The organism is Methyloversatilis thermotolerans (assembly GCF_000372885.1).
Classification (GTDB): Bacteria; Pseudomonadota; Gammaproteobacteria; order Burkholderiales; family Rhodocyclaceae; genus Methyloversatilis; species Methyloversatilis thermotolerans.
In genome coordinates this window covers 679076-698780 of sequence record NZ_KB889967.1, presented here as the reverse complement: position 1 = coordinate 698780, position 19705 = coordinate 679076, and the positions used below count along the sequence as shown (strand labels likewise).

The window sequence follows — 19705 nt, the reverse complement described above, 5'->3', positions numbered from 1 at the left end:
CACTTCCGCCCCTCCGGAAGATTCCTCTCGCCCAGCCGCTCAATCGTCGTATTTCAGTTCGGCGTCCTTCATGCAGGCCTTGCGCGCCGACCCTTCGAGCGACTCGCAGCGTGCCTGGGCCGCCGCCAACTCGGCTTCGTTGCGTTCCTCGACCTGTTCGGCGCGCGCCTTTTCCGTTTTCAGCGCCACCTTGGCATCCGCCAGCGCATTCTTGCGCGCGGCCTCAGCCTCCTTCTCACATACATTCTCGGCGTCGCCATCGAGCTTGTCACAACGATCCATGGCGGCCTTGTAGTCCAGGTCGATGTTCTTGCGCGCGGCATCGTACGTCGCCTCGGCACGCGCCTCGATCACATCTTCCTGGTCGGCCGCGGCCGCCGGCAGGGTCAATGTTGACAGGCAGATGGAACACAGTGCGTTGAACAGGGCTTTCCTCTTCTTCATGGCGGTCTCCTTGAGCTGGCGCGGCCATGCGGTTCCCGGCCGCACCGGTGGGGGTTGTCGGCGATGCGCTGGCTGCATGCCGACAGCCGGTGATGTGAAGCTTAGCGATGCCGGTCACGCGCTCCTGTAGTCGCTGCGCGGCGTCGCGGTAGGACTGTTCCCGCACTCGGGGACAATGCGCGGCCCGCTGGCGCGAGGGCCGGAATTCGCACTACGATGTGCGCGCTTTCCGCATCTGCTTCGCGGAAAGCCCCCCCCTCCACGCACCCGGGAGCACTGCCTGCATGTCCGATGCCTCCATGCCCGATGTCATCGAGGTCAACCTGACCAACTTCCAGCGCGACGTGATCGACGTTTCGCGGCGCGTACCCGTTCTGGTCGATTTCTGGGCGCCCTGGTGCCAGCCCTGCCGCGCCCTGACTCCGAAGCTGGAAGCGCTGGCCGCCTCTTTCGCCGGGCGCATGCGGCTGGCAAAGATCAACTCGGACGACAATCCGGAACTGGCACGGCGTTTCGGCGTACGCGGCATTCCCAACGTGAAGGCCTTCGTGGGCGGCGTGGTGGTGGATGAATTCACCGGCGTGCTGCCGGAACGCGAACTGCACGACTTCATGGAGGCGCTGCTGCCCTCGCCTGCCCAGCCAGCATGTGACGAAATGCAGGCAGCCCTGGCACGCGGGGATGCAGAGGCCGCACTGGCCATGGGCGACGTCGCGCTCGCCCTGGATGCCGGCTTCGAGCCCGCCCGCCTGGGGCGTGTCGAAGCGCTGATTGCGCTGGGCCGCCTGGACGAGGCGCAGGACGCGCTGGACAAGCTGCCCGAGCCACGCCACGATGCGGCGCGCATCGGCACGCTGTACGCGCGCCTGGCGGTGGCTCGCCGTCAGCCGGCCGGGAACGCGCAGGACTACGAGGCGCGCATTGCACGCAACCCCGGCGATCTGGCTGCCCGCCTTGCCTGGTCGGCGGCGCTTGCCGCCCGCCAGGACTGGGAAGGTGCGATGGCGCAGGCGCTGGAAGTGGTGCGCCAGGATCGCGCCTTCGAGGACGACGCAGGCCGTCGCGCCCTGCTCGACCTGTTCGCCTTGCTTGGCTCCGATCACGAACTGGTGCGGCGCTTCCGGCGGGAGCTCGCTGCGCTGCTGAACCGCTGATGGCGGACCGCGTTTCCAGCTTCCCGCCGGTTGCCGACCCGGCCACCGCTCGCATACTCATCCTGGGTTCCATGCCGGGCGAGGCCTCCCTGAGTGCCGGGCGCTATTACGCGCATCCGCGCAACCAGTTCTGGCCCATCGCGGGCGCCTTGTTCGGTGCCAGCCCGGATCTGCCGTACGAACATCGCCTGCAGCGGCTGAAGGATGCGGGCATTGCCCTGTGGGACGTGCTGGAGAGCTGCCAGCGATGCGGCAGCCTGGACGCCGATATCGATCTGCGCAGTGCGCGGATCAACGATTTCGAGCGCTTTCTCGAGCGACATCCGCTGATCGCCGCGGTGGCTTTCAATGGCGGGATGGCGGAACGACTGTTCCGGCGTGACGTCGCGCCCCATGTGCGCGCGCTGCGCCAGATCCGTCTGCCGTCGACCAGCCCCGCTCACGCCAGTCTGGGCGCGGCAGGCAAACTCGAGCGCTGGCATGCTGCGCTGCAACCCATCCTTGCATCGACAGTCGAAGCGCACATCCAACCCGGCTGGACGTCCCGATGATCACCCTGTTGCTGTTTGCGCTCGGACTCACCCTGCTCATCGTCGGTGCCCAGATGCTGGTGCACGGCGCCTCCCGTCTCGCACTGTCCTTCGGCATTTCGCCGCTGGTCGTCGGCTTGACCATCGTGGCCTTCGGTACCAGTTCTCCGGAAATGGCGGTATCGGTGCAATCGGCATGGTCCGGAAAGACCGATATGGCGGTCGCCAATGTAGTGGGCAGCAATGTATTCAACGTGCTGTTCATACTGGGGCTTTCGGCATTGATCACGCCGCTGCTGGTAGACAGGCAGCTGATACGTCAGGAAGTCCCGCTCATGATAGGCGCCGCCCTGCTGTTCGCTGGTCTCACACTCGACGGCGAACTGTCGCGCGGCGAGGGTCTGCTGCTGTGCGTGCTGCTTGCCGCGTACACCACCTTCCTCATTGTCCAGAGCCGGCGGCAGAACGGCGGTCCGGACGACACCACTACAGACCTTGATCGGCCCGCATCGGAGCCCTCCCGGACCCGAGGTCTGGACGACCGACTGCCGGTGCAGCTTGCCCTCATCGTCATCGGTCTGGCGGCGCTGGTGGCCGGCTCCGACTTCATGGTCGACGCCGCCATCGTGTTTGCCCGTCACCTGGGCATGAGCGAAGCGGTGATCGGTCTGACCGTGGTCGCAGCCGGCACCTCGCTGCCGGAGGTGGCGGCATCGGTCACCGCGGCCCTGCGCGGCCAGCGCGACATCGCGGTAGGCAACGTCGTCGGCAGCAATATCTTCAACCTGCTCGGCGCGCTCGGACTTTCCGCGGTCGCGGCACCGCACGCACTCTCGCTCGCGCCGGCCATGCTCAATTTCGACATCCCGGTCATGGTGGCGGTATGTGTCGCATGCCTGCCCATATTCGCCACCGGCCATCTGATCGCGCGCTGGGAGGGCGGGCTGTTCCTCGCCTATTACGTGGCCTACACCCTCTATCTGATCCTCGCCGCCAAGGAACATGATGCGCTGCACGACTATGCTCTCGTGATGAAAACCATCGTGCTGCCGCTCACGGCGGTGACATTGGCGCTCATCAGCGTCCGGCACTGGCGGCGCAGCACCGGCTGAGCCATTGCCGCAGTGCGCAAAGGGTTGTCAGGACCGCGACAGCCATCGCGGTGCATACTCCGCGCCAAATCCGTGCGGAGTCGCCGATCCATGACCGATGCCGTTCCAGGAGTGCCCGTGTGAGCCCGTCGAGCCGTCCCTCGTCCATCGCCGGTCTGCTCATCGTTCTCATCGTCACGACCGTATCGCTGCTGCTTGCCGCGGTGGGTGCGCTGCTCTACCGCAGTTACAGCGAAGCGGAGCTCCGCGAGTTCGAGCAGGCGATGGACATGTCGGTGGAACAGCTTGCGGTAGGACTGGTGCCGGCGGCCTGGAACCTCGACTACGAACAGGTGCGCAAGCTCATGGAGAGCCGCATGCGGGATCGGTCGATCGCCGGGGTCGAGGTACAGCTGGACACCGCCCGCCTCGCGTTCGCCCGGGCCGCCGATGGCGCACCGCAAGCGGTCGACGGCGTCGCGGAGAGCCCGAAGTGGCGGGTCCGCGAACGGCCCATCCTGTCGGGCGAGCAGCCGATAGGCACGGTCCGCGTGATCGCCACGCCGGAATATGTCGAACAGGAGCTGCGTGGAACGCTGGTCAGCCTGGTGCTGTTCATCGTGGCGCTCGACGCGGTGCTCACCATGGCGCTGTACATCGCGCTGCAACGCATGGTGCTGCAACCGCTGCGGGAAGTGGAGCGGCACGCCGACGAAGTCGCGCGCGAGGGACGCTCGCAACGCGAGCTCGGCAGCCTGCGCTTTGCGGGCGAACTGCACAGTCTCACGCGTTCGCTGGATGCGATGGTGTCCCAACTGGAAGCCCGCAATGCCGAACTGGCGGCATCGAACGAACGCTTCCAGCGCGTGATCCGGCTTCTGCCGCTGCCGATCAGCCTGTTCGAACGCAACGGGCGCATCGTCTATCTGAACGAGAGCTTCGTCGCGACCTTCGGCTACACACTGGACGATATTCCGGATGCGGAAACCTGGTTCCGGCTCGCCTATCCGGACCCGGTGTACCGCGAGGAGGTGCAACGCACCTGGGCGCAGGATCTGGCCGATGCACCGCTTGCGGCAGGGCTCGTGAAATCGCGTCCCTACTCGGTCATCTGCAAGGACGGCAGCCGAAAGATCGTGGAGATCGGCGGCATGATGTCGGAAGATCCAAACATCACCATATTGAGCGATATCACCGATCGCAGGCGTGCCGAAGAGGAACTGGCGCAGCATCAGGAGCACCTCGAGGAGCTGGTCTCCAGCCGCACCGCCGAACTGGAAAGCACCAATCGCCGCCTCGAGGAAACCCAGTTCGCACTCGATCACGCGGGCGTGGCCATCCAGTGGATAGACGCGGCCAGCGGCCGCTTCAGCTACGTGAACGATCGCGCCTGCGCGCTGTATGGCCGATCGAGGGCGGAACTGCTGGGTACCCGGGTCGGCGATGTGCTGATCGACATCGCCGGCGACGATCTCGCCGCGCTCGAGCCTGCACTGCGCGAGCGGGGGCATGCCCGCATCGAAACCATCGCGCGCCGGGGCGACGGTAGCGAGGTGCCGGTCGAAGTGGGCATCTATTTCGGACCGCCCTCCTCCGGCCAGAACGATCATTGCATCGCATTCTCTATGGACATCACCCAGCGCAAGGAAGCCGAAGCGGCACTGATTTCGGCCAAGCTGGCCGCGGAAGGCGCGGCACAGGCGCGCAGCGAATTCCTCGCCAACATGAGCCACGAAATCCGTACGCCGATGAACGCCATCATCGGCATGACGCGGCTCGCGCTGCAGACCGATCTGGATGCCCGCCAGCGCAATTACATCGGCAAGGCCAACGGTTCGGCCATATCGCTGCTCGGCATCCTGAATGACATCCTCGACTTTTCCAAGGTGGAAGCGGGCCAGCTCGTTCTGGAATCCATGTCGTTCAGGCTGGAGCGGGTATTCGAATCGCTGCTGTCGGTCGTTGCGCTGCGCGCGGAAGAGAAGGGCCTCGATCTGCTGCTCGACGTGGCGCCAGACGTACCACCTGTACTGGTCGGCGACCCACTGCGCCTGGGGCAGATACTGACCAATCTGGTGGGCAATGCGATCAAGTTCACCGAGCGCGGCGCGGTACATCTGTCCTGCCGCAGACTGGACCAGGAAGACGGCCATGCGCTGCTGGCTTTCGCGGTGCGCGATACCGGCATAGGCATGAGCCGGGCGCAGCAGGACAAGCTGTTCCAGCCCTTCACCCAGGGCGACAGCTCGATCACGCGGCGCTTCGGCGGCACCGGTCTGGGGCTGGCCATCAGCCGGCGACTGGCCGAACTGATGAATGGCCGCCTGCAGGTGAGCAGCCGCGAGGGCGTCGGCACCACCTTCACCTTTGTCGCCCGTTTCGCTACGGCGGAACTTCCCGATGCCGACCGCCGCGTGCTGCCGCCGGCCCTGCGCGACGCCCGGGTTCTGGTGGTGGACGACAACAGCGAGGCGCTGGACATCCTGTGTCGTGACATCGAACACCTGGGGCTGCGCACGATACGCGCAAGCAGCGCACAACAGGCTCTGGAGCGGATGGACAGTGGCACAGCGGTCGACCTGCTGGTATGCGACTGGAAAATGCCCGGCATGGATGGGGTGGAACTGGTACGCCGGATGCAATCGTCCGCACGCTCACCGCTGCCGCCGGCAGTCCTGATGGTGAGCGCCTACGGTGCCGACGACATGCGGGACGCGGCTCGCGGCCTCGAAATTGCCGGTGTGCTGACCAAACCCGCCAGCGCCTCGGCCTTGCACGACGCCATCGTGACCGCCTTCGGCCTGCAGTCGGCAGGACAGGGCGCGCCCCCCGTTCCGTCCGCCCCCGATGATGTCGCCATCCTGAGAGGGCGACGCGTGCTTCTGGTGGAGGACAATCCGATCAACCAGGAACTCGGTGTCGAACTCCTGCAGGCCGTCGGCATGGAAGTGGTCGTCGCGGATAACGGAGCCGAGGCGCTCAGGCATCTGGATGCGACCGGATTCGATCTCGTGCTGATGGATGTGCAGATGCCGGTCATGAACGGGCTGGATGCCACGCGGGAAATCCGTCGCCGCGAACATCTGCGCGAACTGCCGGTCATCGCGATGACGGCGGGCGCCATGCCGTGGGAGCGCGAACAGACGCGTCAGGCAGGCATGAGTGATCACATCACCAAACCGGTGGACGTCGACATTCTCATGGCCACCCTGTGCCGCTGGCTGGGCGACCGACCGGGAGTCGCCGAGCCGGTGGCCTCTTCCATCGCATGCGCGCCGGACGACGTGGATCCGCTGCTCGATCGGGACGGGGCTTTGCGTCGCTTGAATGGCGCGGAAGCCACCTATCGTCGTGCCCTCACGCTGTTCATCGACGAATCCGTCCATCTGCGCGCGCGCATGCGCACGGCGCTCGCGCACCGGGACATGCAGGCGCTCGCCGGTCTGGCCCACCGTGCCCGGGGCAGCGCTGCCGCGCTGGGCGCAAACAGGCTCGCAGTCGCTCTGCGCCGCGTCGAGGACGCATGTCGTCAAGCAGAGGCTGTCGACCTGAACGGACTTCTGCGAGCCGGCGACGACCTGTTCGACAGCACGCTCGATGCCATGCGCAATGAACTGGCTCGGCCCCCGGCATCATCCGTGGCCGAACCGCTGACCGAAGAGGACATCGCCCGGCTATACGGACTGCTGGAGAGCAACGACAGCGAATCGACCGAATTGTTGTCGGCGCTGCTCGAGCGGCCTCGCACGCCCGAAGTACGGCAGACATTGAAGCAGATGTCACGCGCAATGGAGCGCTACGACTTCGACAGCGCCCTGGCACTGATGACGCAACTGCGAGCCCCGACCGGAGACCCGGACACCCGCATCTAGGCTATTGCCGGATGTAGCCCGACGCCCGCATCTGCCGCGCGACCTCGGCCTGCGCCGCACGCAGCGCCGTATCGACATCCTGTTCTCCGACCAGCGCACGCGCGATTTCGGTGCCGACGCGATGGCCGATGGCCGGAAATTCAGGAATGCCCACCCATTGCACGCCGGTGTAACGACGCCCGGGCAACTGTGTGTATGCACTCGCAATCGCCTGCCGGACGAAACCTGAAAAAGGTGCGGCGGCACGGTAAGCCGGCGCGTCGTACACCGTCAGCCGTGTGCCGGGCGGCACCGCAACCCAGCCAGCCTGCGCGGCGACCAGCGAAGGATATTCGGGCGAGGTCGCCCACTCGATGAAACGTCGGGCGAGTTCCTTGTTGGGAGACGAGGCCGGAATCGCGAGCGCCCATATCCACAGCCAGTTCGATCCTTCGCGCACGCGCTCGACCGGCGCCGGCGCGAAGCCGAGCGAAGCAGCCACCCGGGACTCCTTCGCGTTGAACAGCTTGCCGGCCGCCACCGTGGCATCGATCCAGATCGCACAGTGTCCGCGCGCAAACAGTTCCAGCGTTTCGGGAAAACCGTTCAGATGCGCATCCGGCGGTCCGTAGCGGCGCAACAGATCCACATAGGTGGACACCGCCTCGCGCCACTCGGGGCTGTCCAGCTGCGGCTGCCAGGCATCGTCGAACCAGCGACCACCATAGGTATTCACCATGGTGGTGATCACCGCGACATTGTCACCCCAGCCCGGACGTCCCCTCAGGCACAGTCCGTGAACACCGGCCGCCGGATCGTGCAGACGGGCAGCCAGCCGTCCGATGTCGGCATAGCTGGGCTGGGCTGGCATGGTCAGCCCGGCGCGGCGGAACAGGTCGGTCCGGTAATAGGTCATGGTGCTTTCGGCATAGAAGGGCAGCGCATGCAATACCCCGTCATGACGCAAGCTCTCGCGCACCGGAGCGATGAGATCGTCCTCGCGATAGGCCGGCGGCAGATCGCGGAAGGGCACCAGCCATCCGCGTGCCGCCCACAGCGGCACCTCGTATGAACCTATGGTCATGACGTCGAACTGGCCATCGGCAATCGCCAGATCGGTCATGAGCCGGGTGCGCAGCGAGGTCTCGTCAAGCACGCGCCACTCGATGCGCACATCCGGGTGGCGACGCGTGAATTCGGCAGCCAGCGTCTTGAGCGTCAGCATGTCCGGGTTGTTCACGGTGGCCACGGTCAGCACCTTGCGTCCATCCGCCGCCGGACCGCGTGCGCTCAGCCCGTGCCGGGTAAGAATGTCGTCCACGCGCCCTTCACGCGCCAGAGCCGCCAGACCGCGGTTGAAATCGGCGCGCAGACGTTCGTGATTCGGTGCCCGCCTGGCGAATGCGATATGGAAATCGCTGCGGAACAGCGGCGGCTGCATGAAATCGAGCTGACCGATCAGATGCGGCCGGTGCAGGATCATCAGATCGCTGGCGGTGAACTTGTCGACCAGCATCAGGTCGATGCGCCCGAGCGCCAGTTTGTCCAGGTTCTGCAGATCCTGATCCACGTATTCACGCTTCAGGAAGGCCGCCGCGTCGAAGGCAGACCAAACCGAGGTGCCGCGCACGGCACCGAATCGCAGGTTCGCAAGACCGCGCAGCGTTTCCGCCGGCCGCACCGGTGCATCGGGCGGGTAGTGGATGTCCAGCGAACGCTTCTTGAGCAGACCGACACTGGCACCAGGAAACGGGTCCGACAATGCGAATTCCGGGGTGAACGCATCGTCATGCGGAACAGGAAGCAGGCCATCGACCTGCCCGGAAGCGGCCAGGCTGCGCGCACGGGCGGGCGGATAGAAGCGGATGTCCACCGTATAGCCGACCCGTTCGAACGCCGCGCGCACCAGTTCCGCGACATAACCTTCGCGCGGATGCGCCGGACCGATGTATGGAGGCTGTTCGGCTGCAGCCAGCCTGACCGTGGCTGCCAACGCCTGCGCTGCGGGCAGACACAGGATGGCGAGTGCGCCAAGCCGGCGCAGCCAGCGGCAACACCGCGGTTCCAGGGTGACACGCTGCGACGGGGAGCTCACCGGAACGGCTCTCCAGTTGGCGGACCGGATGTGCAGCATATGCCCGCCGCGCGCACGCGTACAGCGTCGCGGCACGCCGCGCGTGCCGGAAAAGAAAAACGGCGAAGCGCAAGCTTCGCCGTTCAGGGTGTTGGAGCGGGAAACGAGGCTCGAACTCGCGACCTCAACCTTGGCAAGGTTGCGCTCTACCAACTGAGCTATTCCCGCGTATCGATGCCTGGCATCGACCGGATTGTCTTGGAGGCGAGGGTCGGAATCGAACCGGCGTCCACGGCTTTGCAGGCCGCTGCATGACCACTCTGCCACCTCGCCAGAGGCACGGCCGGAGAACAGGCCGTGAAGCAAAATGGGGAAGCTGAGCTTCCCCATTTCTGTATCCTGGAGCGGGAAACGAGGCTCGAACTCGCGACCTCAACCTTGGCAAGGTTGCGCTCTACCAACTGAGCTATTCCCGCAAGACAGGCGCGCATTATAGGCCTGCCGGAAAAGCTGTCAACTGTCCGCAGCAGAAATCGCCGCCGTACCTTCAGACCTCCTTGCGCGCGCGCAGCTCGGGCCATGCCCTTCGCATGTAGTAGGCCATGGACCACACGGTGAGCAGCGCGGCGATCCAGATGAGCTTGCCGCCGATGAAGCCGATGTCTATGCCGAACAGCGGATCGAAATACAGCAGCATGGGTATCGCGATCATCTGCGCCGTGGTCTTGATCTTGCCGATCATGGACACCGCCACGCTACGCGAGGCGCCCACCTTGGCCATCCATTCGCGCAGCGCGGAAATGGTGATTTCGCGGCCGATGATGATGAGCGCGATCACCGTGCTTGTGCGCGACAGCTCGACCAGCATGATGAGTGCTGCCGCGACCATGAGCTTGTCCGCCACCGGATCGAGGAAAGCGCCGAAGGAGGACGTCTGGTTCAGCGTACGCGCGAGATAGCCATCCAGCCAGTCGGTGATCGCCGCGACGACGAACACGGTGGTCGCGAACACGTTCTTTTCGTGCAGCGACAAGGTGTGATCGGGCACGAAGAACACGCCGACGAACAGGGGAATCAGCAGGATGCGCGCCCAGGTCAGCGCGGTGGGAAGGGTAAACATGAACCCTAGTTTAACTGCCGGTGTATCTGTTCGGCGAGCTTGCGGCTGATGCCATCCACCCGGCACAGATCCTCTACCGTGGCATTGCGCACACCGGACAGTCCGCCGAAGGTGGTGAGCAGTCGCTTGCGGCGGGCCGGTCCGATGCCGGGAATGTCCTCCAGCGTGGAGGTGAGCCGCTTCTTCGCGCGCTTGGCACGATGGCCGGCAATCGCGAAGCGGTGCGCCTCGTCGCGGATTTCCGCAATCAGATGCAGCGCCGGATGTTCCGGTCCGAGCACGAGCGGCGTCTCGACACCGGGGCGTATCAGTTCCTCCGCCCCCATCTTGCGCTCCTCGCCCTTGGCCACGCCTACCAGCGGCAGATCGAGACCCAGTTCGGCCATCACCTCGATGGCGATGCCGAGTTGCCCCTTGCCGCCATCGATCAGCACCAGGTCGGGTCGTGCCCCCTCACCGTTGGCCACCTTCTCGTAGCGGCGGGTGAGCACCTGGCGCATCGCCGCATAGTCGTCGCCCGGCGTGATGCCGTCGATGTTGTAGCGGCGGTACTCGCTGTTGCGCATGGCGCCATTCATCCACACGACACAGGACGCCACGGTGGCTTCGCCCATGGTGTGACTGATGTCGAAGCACTCGATCCGGTCGGGCGCGATATCCAGCTCCAGCGCATCCACCAGCGCCCGCACGCGATGGGAGGCTCGGGCGCCCGCATCCAGGCGCGTGGTGAGCGCGATCTCCGCGTTCTTCAACGCGATGTCGGTCCACGCCCGCTCGCGCTCGTTGCGAGCCAGCGCCAGGGTCGAACCGGGCAGCGGTGCTTCGCCATCTTCGGCCTCCGGCGGCACGTTCACCACGATGCGTTTCGGCGCATTCCCGGCCGCGTAGTGTTGCGTGACAAAAGCAAGCAGCATGTCGGCCGCGCTGCCCTGCCCGGCCGCGGGAAAATGCGCGTGATCACCGAGGTGGCGCCCGCCGCGCACCATCGCGTGATTGACGCAGGCGGAGCCGTCGCGCTCGATCGCCACCACGATGTCCAGATCCTCGTCGCGCGCGCTGTCGGCGAACTGCTTGTGCAGCACGCGATTGAGCGCCCGGATCTGGTCCCGGATCTGCGCGGCCTTCTCGAAGGCGAGCGCCTCGGCAGCGGCATTCATCTGTTCCGACAGGCGCTCGATCACTTCACCGTGACGACCGTTCAGGAACAGCGCGGTGAGCCGCACATCCTCGTCGTAGTCCTCCTTCTCGATCAGGTCCACGCAAGGAGCGGAGCAGCGGTGGATCTGGTGCAGCAGGCAGGGGCGCGAACGGTTGTTGAACACGCTGTTCTCGCAGGTACGCAGCAGGAAGGCACGCTGCACCAGTTGTATCGTCTCCCGCACCGCCCACGCATTGGGCAGCGGGCCGAAGTAGCGCGCATCGCGTCCGACGCTGCCGCGGAAGAAGGCGATGCGCGGAAAGCGGTCGTTGCTCAGCTTGATGTAGGGATAGGACTTGTCGTCCCGGAACAGGATGTTGTACTTCGGCCGCAGGCTCTTGATCAGGTTGTTCTCGAGGATGAGCGCCTCGGTTTCCGATCGCACCACCGTGGTGTCCACGCGCACCACCTGGGCCACCATCATGGCAATGCGTGGACTGGACTGCGTGCGCTGGAAATACGAGGACACGCGCCGCCGCAGGTTCTTCGCCTTGCCGACGTAGAGTACCTCGTCCTCGGCGCCCATCATGCGATAGACGCCCGGATCCTCGGGCACCGTCGGCAGGAAGGCCTTGGCGTCGAAACTCATGGCAACGAGGCGCTAGGCAAGCAGGCTGCGCACCGCGTCCAGTGCATCGCGATAGCGTGCGTCCTGCGCGAGCACGCTGCGATCGCCATAAGGTCGTGCGGGCATCAGCGACGCGACGCGCGCACTGCGCACGCTGTCGAATTCGGGCCGCCAGCCATCGATCAGCTTCACCGCCTGGTCGCGCGCATTGCACACCAGCACCATGTCGCAGCCGGCATCCCATGCCGCCTCCGCGCGTGCCACCACGTCACCGGCCACCGACGCGCCCTCCATGGACAGGTCGTCGCTGAACACCACGCCGTCAAAAGCGAGTTTGCCGCGCAGGATGTCCTGCACCCAGGTACGCGAGAAACCGGCCGGCATGCGATCGACCGCCGGATAGATGACATGGGCCGGCATCACGGCATCGATCTGCCGGCCGAGGTCCAGATAGGGCCGGATGTCCAGCGCCCATATCGTGTCGAAGTCGCGCTCGTCCACCGGGATGGCCACATGCGAATCGGCTTCGGCCCATCCGTGGCCGGGAAAGTGCTTGCCCACCGATTTCATGCCGGCTGCGCGCAAACCTTCCGCCAGCGCACCGGCCAGCGGAGCGACAATGGCCGGGTCCAGGTGGAAGGCGCGATCACCGATCACCCCGCTGCGGCCGTAATCCAGATCGAGCACCGGCGTAAAGGACAGGTCCACGCCCAGCGCCCGCAGTTCGGCCGCGAGCACATAGCCAGCCGCGCGCGCATCGGCCAGCGCGCCGCCGGCATCCGCCTCGTAGCGACTGCCCAGTGTGTGCATGGACGGAAGATGGGTGAAACCGTCCGACTTGAAACGCTGAACCCGGCCGCCCTCGTGATCCACCGCGATCAGCAGCGGCGGCCTGCGCACGGAATGGATGGCATCGGTCAGCGCGGCAAGCTGCCGGGCGTCATGGAAGTTGCGCGCGAACAGGATGAGCCCGCCCACCGACGGATGGTTGAGCAGTTCGCGATCCTCGGCATCGAGTTCCAGTCCATGCACATCCAGCATGACCGGTCCGGGTGGCGCAGTCCTCATGTTCGGTTCTCCGTGCGCTCGACCACCACGAAGGCGAGCGCGTGTTCGTTTTCATCCGACAGTGAAAGATGCGGCCGCAGTGCGCGTTCCGCCATCCAGGCTGCCAACGCCTCATCGAAGGCGAAATCGGGCCGCCCCAGATCGTCGTGCATCACGGCGATTGCACGCAGCAGAACCGGCGCCCGGATGCCCGTGCCCAGGGCCTTGCCCAGCGCCTCCTTGGCGGCGAAGCGCTTGGCCAGAAAATGCGCCGGTCGCTTCGCACTGGCGAATTCGACCAGTTCGGACGCACTCAGGATGCGATGCGCGATCCCGTCACCGTCTTCGGCCAGCATGCGCGCGAAACGCGCAACGCTGCAAAGATCGGTGCCGACGCCGGCAATCACGCATGCCTCCCGGCCGCCTCGCGCATCAGCGCCTTCATTTCGCGCACCGCCTCGCGCAGACCGACAAAGACCGACCGGCTCACGATGGCATGCCCGATGTGCAGTTCGCGTACCCCCGGCAACTCGGCCACCGGCTGTACATTGGCGTAGTTCAGCGCATGGCCCGCGTTGAAGCGCATGCCGAGGTCGCGGATGAGCTTGCCCGCGGTGCGCACCTTGTCCAGTTCGACCACCACAGCCTGCGATTCGCGGTCGCGCCCGAGGCCATGGAAGGCGTGCGCATAGGGGCCGGTGTGCACCTCGCAGACCTGGGCGCCGATGCGCGCGGCGGCTTCGATCTGCGCCGGCTCGGCATCGATGAATACACTGGTCACGATGCCGGCGTCGCGCAATCGGCCGATCACGTCCTTCAGCCGTATCTCCTGCGACACGATGTCCAGGCCGCCTTCGGTCGTCACCTCGTGTCGCCCTTCGGGTACCAGCATGGCCATTTCCGGTCGCAAGGTGCAGGCGATGCCCACCATTTCGTCGGTGGCTGCCATTTCCAGGTTCAGCTTGATGTGCACCAGATCGCGCAACCGGCGCACGTCGTCATCCTGGATATGGCGTCTGTCCTCGCGCAGATGCACGGTGATGCCATCGGCACCGCCCAGATGCGCCTCGACGGCTGCCCAGACCGGGTCCGGTTCGTAAGTCCGGCGCGCCTGCCGTAGGGTCGCCACGTGGTCGATGTTGACGCCCAGTTCGATCATGTTCAGAGATCCTGTAATTCGATGAATACGCGCCGCGTACGCAGCTCCTGTCCCTGCAGATAATGCGCGATGAGCATGCGCATCAAGGTCTTCGCGAGGCGGGCGACCTGCGCATCGGCATAGTCGTCCGCATCCAGCGCCAGCGCCTGGGCGCCGCTCAGACCGAAATCATCCGGCCCGCCCTCGCCTTCGATCAAGCCCTGTTCCGGCCTGAACACATAATTGGCCGCAGGATCGATGGCCTGGCCGCCAGCGTCGTGAGCCAGGGTCAGGCCATAGCCCAGTTCTCGCAGCAGCGCCTTCTCGAAGGCGCGCAGCATGGCTTCGTGCCTTACCGTGTCAGCGGGTGCCGTGGCCAGCTTCTGCACCGCTTCGGCATAAAGCGCAAACAGCGCCGGGTGAGCGTCCTCGCGCGCCAGCAGTCGCTGCAGCAGCTCGTTCAGATAGTAGCCGAGCAGCAAGCGGGGACCGGACAGCATGGGCCAGGCGCGCTGCCATTCGGCGCGCGCCAGCGTGTGCAGCTCTCCCGCACCGAACCAGCCCAGCTCGAGCGGCTGGAACTCGACCAGCACGCCACGCAACTGCGAGCGCGGCCGCTTGGCGCCGCGCGCCACCAGCCCGACGCGACCGTAGTCGCGGCTGAATACGTCGACGATGAGGCTTGTTTCACGATAGGCGTGGGCCTGCAGCAGGAAGGCCGGCTGACCATCCACCCGCTGCTTGCCGCCGCTCACCGCGCGCGCCTCCGCCCTCCACGAGCGGTCATGGCTCGAAACCCAGGCTCTTCAGCGCGCGTTCGTCATCGGCCCAGCCGCTGCGCACCTTCACATGCAGTTCAAGGAATACCTTCGAACCGAACACCCGCTCCATATCGGTCCGAGCCGCCGCGCCGACCGTCTTCAGCACTTCGCCGCCGCGACCGATCACGATGCCCTTGTGCGCCTCGCGACTGACGATGACCGCTGCCGCGATACGCCGCAGCGCCCCATCGACGTCGAAGCGCTCGATCTCGACTGCAAGACCGTAGGGCAGCTCGTCGCCCAGTTGCCGGAACAGCTTTTCGCGGATGTACTCGGCCGCCAGAAAGCGTTCGCTGCGATCGGTAAAGTCGTCGGCGTCGAACATGGCCGGACCTTCCGGCAACAGATCACCCGCCACCTTGAGCAGGGCATCCAGACCATCGCCGCGCTGCGCACTCACCGGAATGATGGCGTGGAAGTCGCGCAGCTTCGAAATGCGCTCGACGAAGGGCAGCAGCTTCGCACGGTCGCCGGTCTTGTCGGTCTTGTTCAGCAGCAGCAGCACCGGCCGGTCCTGCGGCAAGAGCGCAAGCACCTCCTCGTCGGCGTCGGTCAGGCGGCCGGCTTCGATCACGAACACCACGACGTCGACATCGGCCAGCGCCTGTGTCACGGTGCGGTTCATGGCGCGGTTCAGCGCGTTGCGATGCCGGGTCTGGAAGCCGGGTGTATCGACGAACACGAACTGGCGGGCATTCCGGGTCAGGACGCCGTGAATGCGATGGCGCGTGGTCTGCGCCTTGGCCGACGTGATACTCACCTTCTGTCCGATCAGACGGTTCACCAGCGTGGACTTGCCCACATTGGGGCGGCCGACGATGGCAATGAAACCGCAGTGGGTCACCGGCGGGCCGGCCGCATCATCCGCCGGCAAGTCATGTTGCGTAATGTCGGTCATGCCGCCCCCTGAAGTTGTTCGAGCGCGTCTGCGGCGGCAGCCTGCTCGGCATGACGACGGCTGCGCCCCTCACCTTCGGTGCGCACGCCCAGCGCATCGATCACGCAGGCTGCGCGGAACACCGGGGCGTGGGCCGGGCCGCTGGTCGACACGATCTCATAACGCGGGGGCCGGTTGGCCCGCGCATGCAGCCATTCCTGCAGCGCGGTCTTCGGGTCGCGCGCGTCCCGTTCGGGATTCAACGCCATCAGTCGCGATTCCAGCAAGCGCGCCACCACCGCGCGGGCGGCGTCGTAACCGGCTTCGAGAAAGACCGCGCCGATCAGCGCTTCCAGCGCATTCGCGAGCAGTGCCGGCCGCTTGCGGCCGCCGGTTTTCTGTTCGCCTGCGCTCAGCCGCAGCGCATCGCCGAGCGCGATGCCGGCGGCGATGTCCGCCAGCGTGTCTTCCTTGACCAGCGAGGCACGCAACCGCGACAGCAGACCTTCCGGTGTGTCCGGAAACCTCCGGAACAGCAGATCGGTGGCCACGCAGTCGAGCACCGCGTCGCCCAGCAGCTCGAGTCTTTCGTTATGAGTGGATGAATGACTGCTGTGGGTCAGCGCCTGCGCAAGCAGCGCGCGCGATGCAAACTCATGGCCGAGCGCACGCTCGATACGTTCATCGGGATTCAACGCTTCAGTTCGACCCCGAGGCCGACCCTTCGAAATCGAACACCAGACTCACCGGACCGAACAGCGGCACCTTGCGGCTGTATGCGAAGGAAATCTCGACGCCCTGACTGTCCTTGACGATGTCCAGATCGGCTGGCTGCACGCTGGACATTTCGTCCATGATGGAGCGCTTGGCATAGGCGTTACGGTAGTCCGCCACGCTGCCGCCGCGCACTTCGCCACTGCTGGCGACCGCCTTCACGTTCTTCAGTATGGTGTAGTACTCGATGACGGCCGGCACCGTCTTCATGCCCAGGATCACGACCACCGCAAGCACGAAGGCGACGAACAGGAAACCCACCATGCTCAGTCCGGACTGCTTGCGCTGCATCGCTGTCTCCTCTGCATGAACCATGACCGGAAACCTCACCGGAAGCTGCCGATGCGGCCGAAATCGATGCCCTTGGGCGGCAGGATGCTGTCCGCGTGGAACCAGATGAAGAAGGCCTTGCCCACGATGTTGCCTTCCGGAACGAAGCCCCACACCCGGCTGTCTGCGCTCTGGTCGCGGTTGTCGCCGAGCACGAAGTAATGCCCCGGCGGCACCTCGCACTGAACCCCCTCGCGATTGTAGACACAGTTCTCGCGCCCCGGAAAATCGAGCACGGTCGGCACGTCCGGACGGACATGGACGTCGTTCAGGGCTTGGTGCTCGACCGGACCCAGCGTTTCGACGAAACGCTGCGAGTACAGCGCGCGATCCTTGTGCAGGTAGTCATCCATGGGCTTGACCGGTACCTCCACGCCATTGATGGTGAGCCGCTTGTTCTGGTAGCTCACCTTGTCGCCGGGAAGGCCGACCACACGCTTGATGTAATCGACCGACGGATCGGCCGGATAACGGAACACCATCACATCACCGCGCTGCGGATCGTTCATCGGCACGACCTTGTTGTTCAGCACCGGCAGGCGTATGCCATAGGTGAATTTGTTCACCAGGATGAAGTCGCCGACCAGCAGCGTGGGAATCATGGATCCGGACGGAATGCGGAAGGGCTCGACGACGAAACTGCGCAGGCCGAACACGATGAAGATGACCGGAAAGAAGCTGGCGCCATATTCGACCCACCAGGGATGCGGACTGCCCGCCGGCCTCTTCTTCGCGAACACCGCCTTGTCGGCGATCCAGAGGATGCCGGTGATCACGCACAGCACGAAAAGAATCAATGCGAAGTTCAAGATGGAAGTCCCGTCTCTGTTTTACTTGTCATCCACACGCAGTACCGCGAGGAAGGCTTCCTGCGGGATTTCCACGTTCCCGACCTGCTTCATGCGCTTCTTGCCGGCCTTCTGCTTTTCGAGCAGCTTCTTCTTGCGCGTGATGTCGCCGCCATAGCATTTCGCCAGCACGTTCTTGCGCAGCGCCTTGATCGTTTCGCGGGCAATGATGTGCGCGCCGATCGCTGCCTGCACCGGCACATCGAACATCTGGCGCGGGATGAGTTCGCGCATCTTGGCAGCGATCTCGCGCCCGCGGAACTGCGCGCTGGCACGATGCACGATCACCGACAACGCATCGACCTTCTCGCTGTTGACCATGAGATCCAGCTTCACCACATCGGCCGCGCGATATTCCTTGAACTCGTAATCGAGCGAAGCGTAGCCACGCGACACCGATTTCAGCTTGTCGAAGAAATCGAACACCACCTCGGCCATCGGCAAATCATAGGTAAGTTGCACCTGACGTCCGTGGTAGAGCATGTTCACCTGCTGGCCGCGTTTCTGCTCGCACAGCGTGATCACCGCGCCGAGGTAATCCTGGGGCATGAAGATGACGGCCTTGATGATGGGCTCGCGGATCTCGGCGATCTTGGACGTTTCCGGCAGCTTGGACGGGTTCTCCACCATGACGATGCTGCCGTCGTTCATGGCCACCTCGTACACCACGGTCGGCGCCGTGGTGATGAGGTCCATGTCGAACTCGCGCTCCAGCCGCTCCTGCACGATTTCCATGTGCAGCATGCCGAGGAAACCGCAGCGGAAACCGAAGCCGAGCGCCTGCGACACTTCCGGCTCGTACTGCAGTGACGCGTCGTTCAGCTTGAGCTTTTCCAGCGATTCGCGCAGCTGGTCGTACTCGCTGGCTTCCACCGGGTAGAGCCCGGCGAACACCTGGGGCTTGATTTCCTTGAAGCCGGGCAGCGCTTCGGGCGCGCGACGGTCGGCCAGCGTGATGGTGTCGCCCACCTTGGCCGCCTGCAGCTCCTTGATGCCGGAAATGATGAAGCCCACCTCACCCGCCGAAAGCGCGCTCTTCTGTACCGATTTCGGCGTGAATACACCGACCTGATCACACATGTACTGCGCGCCGGTCGACATGAGCAGCATTCTGTCCTTGGGCCGCAACGCGCCATCGACCACGCGCACCAGCATGACCACACCGACATAGTTGTCGAACCAGGAATCGATGATGAGCGCCTTCAGCGGCGCATCGGGATCGCCCTTCGGCGCGGGAATGCGCGCAATTACCGATTCGAGGATGTCGTCGATGCCCATGCCGGTCTTGGCCGAGCACGGAATGGCATCGGTCGCATCGATGCCGATCACGTCCTCGATTTCCTGCTTCGCGTTGTCGGGGTCCGCCTGCGGCAGATCCATCTTGTTCAGCACCGGCACCACCTCGACGCCGAGGTCCAGCGCGGTGTAACAGTTGGCCACCGTCTGCGCTTCCACCCCCTGGGACGCGTCCACGACAAGCAAGGCGCCTTCGCAGGCGGACAGCGAACGGCTCACTTCATAGGAGAAGTCGACATGGCCAGGGGTGTCGATCAGGTTCAGGTTGTAGACCTGTCCGTCCCGAGCCTTGTAGCTGAGCGCGGCGGTCTGCGCCTTGATCGTGATGCCGCGCTCGCGCTCCAGATCCATCGAATCCAGGACCTGGGCTTCCATCTCGCGGTCCGACAGCCCTCCACAGCGCTGGATGATGCGATCGGCCAATGTGGACTTGCCATGGTCGATATGGGCGATGATCGAGAAATTTCGGATGTGCTGCATCAGTCGGATGAGATCGGATCAAAAACGAAAAAGGGCGCCTGGGCGGCACCCTTGCGGCCGGCCA

General features: G+C 65.0%; 17 protein-coding genes and 3 tRNA genes. 4 read left to right on the top strand and 16 right to left on the bottom strand.

What is annotated here, in order from left to right:
• Positions 1–39: 39 nt before the first annotated feature.
• A complete protein-coding gene (locus tag A3Q7_RS0102815) occupies positions 40–444 on the bottom strand; it encodes a hypothetical protein (RefSeq protein ID WP_051079154.1) in 405 nt (134 codons plus the stop codon).
• A gap of 284 nt (positions 445–728) precedes the next feature.
• Between A3Q7_RS0102815 and A3Q7_RS0102810 the strand changes: the two genes are divergently transcribed.
• From A3Q7_RS0102810 to A3Q7_RS0102795, 4 genes are all read left to right on the top strand, one after another.
• Entirely contained in the window at positions 729–1598 is an 870-nt protein-coding gene (locus A3Q7_RS0102810; protein WP_018410334.1) for a tetratricopeptide repeat protein, read from the top strand.
• Positions 1598–2149 (top strand): DNA-deoxyinosine glycosylase, encoded by a 552-nt coding sequence (locus tag A3Q7_RS0102805; protein ID WP_018410333.1) that lies wholly within the window; start codon positions 1598–1600, stop codon positions 2147–2149. Before A3Q7_RS0102810 ends, A3Q7_RS0102805 begins: the two co-directional genes overlap by 1 nt.
• Positions 2146–3240, top strand: a complete 1095-nt coding sequence (locus A3Q7_RS0102800) for a calcium/sodium antiporter (RefSeq protein WP_018410332.1) — start codon at positions 2146–2148, stop codon at positions 3238–3240. Before A3Q7_RS0102805 ends, A3Q7_RS0102800 begins: the two co-directional genes overlap by 4 nt.
• Positions 3241–3359: 119 nt before the next feature.
• Positions 3360–7091, top strand: coding sequence for a response regulator (locus A3Q7_RS0102795; RefSeq protein WP_018410331.1), 3732 nt, complete (start codon positions 3360–3362; stop codon positions 7089–7091).
• 1 nt (position 7092) lies between these two features.
• Here A3Q7_RS0102795 and A3Q7_RS20210 read toward each other — a convergent pair whose 3' ends face one another.
• The 15 genes from A3Q7_RS20210 to lepA all read right to left on the bottom strand — a co-directional run bounded on the left by A3Q7_RS20210 (position 7093) and on the right by lepA (position 19641).
• Positions 7093–9165 (bottom strand): extracellular solute-binding protein, encoded by a 2073-nt coding sequence (locus A3Q7_RS20210; RefSeq protein WP_232417785.1) that lies wholly within the window; start codon positions 9163–9165, stop codon positions 7093–7095.
• A 131-nt stretch (positions 9166–9296) separates the two neighbouring features.
• Positions 9297–9372, bottom strand: a tRNA-Gly gene (locus A3Q7_RS0102785).
• A gap of 31 nt (positions 9373–9403) precedes the next feature.
• Positions 9404–9477 (bottom strand) — tRNA-Cys (locus A3Q7_RS0102780).
• Between the two features lie 67 nt (positions 9478–9544).
• Positions 9545–9620: transfer RNA gene (locus tag A3Q7_RS0102775), tRNA-Gly, on the bottom strand.
• A gap of 71 nt (positions 9621–9691) precedes the next feature.
• Entirely contained in the window at positions 9692–10264 is a 573-nt protein-coding gene (pgsA, locus tag A3Q7_RS0102770; protein WP_018410330.1) for a CDP-diacylglycerol--glycerol-3-phosphate 3-phosphatidyltransferase, read from the bottom strand.
• A 5-nt stretch (positions 10265–10269) separates the two neighbouring features.
• Entirely contained in the window at positions 10270–12051 is a 1782-nt protein-coding gene (gene uvrC / locus A3Q7_RS0102765; RefSeq protein WP_018410329.1) for an excinuclease ABC subunit UvrC, read from the bottom strand.
• Positions 12052–12063: 12 nt separating this feature from the next.
• Complete coding sequence (nagZ, locus tag A3Q7_RS0102760; RefSeq protein WP_198289152.1) at positions 12064–13098, bottom strand: beta-N-acetylhexosaminidase; 1035 nt, start codon at positions 13096–13098, stop codon at positions 12064–12066.
• Positions 13095–13484, bottom strand: coding sequence for a holo-ACP synthase (acpS, locus tag A3Q7_RS0102755; RefSeq protein WP_018410327.1), 390 nt, complete (start codon positions 13482–13484; stop codon positions 13095–13097). Before acpS ends, nagZ begins: the two co-directional genes overlap by 4 nt.
• Entirely contained in the window at positions 13481–14236 is a 756-nt protein-coding gene (locus A3Q7_RS0102750) for a pyridoxine 5'-phosphate synthase (RefSeq protein WP_018410326.1), read from the bottom strand. Before A3Q7_RS0102750 ends, acpS begins: the two co-directional genes overlap by 4 nt.
• A gap of 2 nt (positions 14237–14238) precedes the next feature.
• Positions 14239–14970: a DNA repair protein RecO gene (gene recO / locus A3Q7_RS0102745; RefSeq protein WP_018410325.1), complete on the bottom strand. Its 732-nt coding sequence runs from the start codon at positions 14968–14970 to the stop codon at positions 14239–14241.
• Positions 14971–14998: 28 nt separating this feature from the next.
• Positions 14999–15934, bottom strand: a complete 936-nt coding sequence (gene era / locus A3Q7_RS0102740) for a GTPase Era (RefSeq protein ID WP_018410324.1) — start codon at positions 15932–15934, stop codon at positions 14999–15001.
• Entirely contained in the window at positions 15931–16608 is a 678-nt protein-coding gene (rnc, locus tag A3Q7_RS0102735; RefSeq protein ID WP_018410323.1) for a ribonuclease III, read from the bottom strand. Before rnc ends, era begins: the two co-directional genes overlap by 4 nt.
• 4 nt (positions 16609–16612) lie before the next feature.
• Positions 16613–16978, bottom strand: coding sequence for a DUF4845 domain-containing protein (locus A3Q7_RS0102730; protein WP_018410322.1), 366 nt, complete (start codon positions 16976–16978; stop codon positions 16613–16615).
• A 35-nt stretch (positions 16979–17013) separates the two neighbouring features.
• On the bottom strand, positions 17014–17826 hold the full coding sequence (gene lepB / locus A3Q7_RS0102725) for a signal peptidase I (protein WP_018410321.1): 813 nt from the start codon (positions 17824–17826) through the stop codon (positions 17014–17016).
• A 21-nt stretch (positions 17827–17847) separates the two neighbouring features.
• On the bottom strand, positions 17848–19641 hold the full coding sequence (lepA, locus tag A3Q7_RS0102720; RefSeq protein ID WP_018410320.1) for a translation elongation factor 4: 1794 nt from the start codon (positions 19639–19641) through the stop codon (positions 17848–17850).
• Positions 19642–19705 lie beyond the last annotated feature (64 nt).

What these genes read in the sequence shown, in the direction of transcription:
- A3Q7_RS0102815 (WP_051079154.1), bottom strand. Translation starts at nt 444, where the DNA reads ATGAAGAAGAGGAAAGCCCTGTTCAACGCACTGTGTTCCATCTGCCTG.
- A3Q7_RS0102810 (WP_018410334.1), top strand. Translation starts at nt 729, where the DNA reads ATGTCCGATGCCTCCATGCCCGATGTCATCGAGGTCAACCTGACCAAC.
- A3Q7_RS0102805 (WP_018410333.1), top strand. Translation starts at nt 1,598, where the DNA reads ATGGCGGACCGCGTTTCCAGCTTCCCGCCGGTTGCCGACCCGGCCACC.
- A3Q7_RS0102800 (WP_018410332.1), top strand. Translation starts at nt 2,146, where the DNA reads ATGATCACCCTGTTGCTGTTTGCGCTCGGACTCACCCTGCTCATCGTC.
- pgsA (WP_018410330.1), bottom strand. Translation starts at nt 10,264, where the DNA reads ATGTTTACCCTTCCCACCGCGCTGACCTGGGCGCGCATCCTGCTGATT.
- uvrC (WP_018410329.1), bottom strand. Translation starts at nt 12,051, where the DNA reads ATGAGTTTCGACGCCAAGGCCTTCCTGCCGACGGTGCCCGAGGATCCG.
- nagZ (WP_198289152.1), bottom strand. Translation starts at nt 13,098, where the DNA reads ATGAGGACTGCGCCACCCGGACCGGTCATGCTGGATGTGCATGGACTG.
- A3Q7_RS0102750 (WP_018410326.1), bottom strand. Translation starts at nt 14,236, where the DNA reads ATGATCGAACTGGGCGTCAACATCGACCACGTGGCGACCCTACGGCAG.
- era (WP_018410324.1), bottom strand. Translation starts at nt 15,934, where the DNA reads ATGACCGACATTACGCAACATGACTTGCCGGCGGATGATGCGGCCGGC.
- A3Q7_RS0102730 (WP_018410322.1), bottom strand. Translation starts at nt 16,978, where the DNA reads ATGCAGCGCAAGCAGTCCGGACTGAGCATGGTGGGTTTCCTGTTCGTC.
- lepA (WP_018410320.1), bottom strand. Translation starts at nt 19,641, where the DNA reads ATGCAGCACATCCGAAATTTCTCGATCATCGCCCATATCGACCATGGC.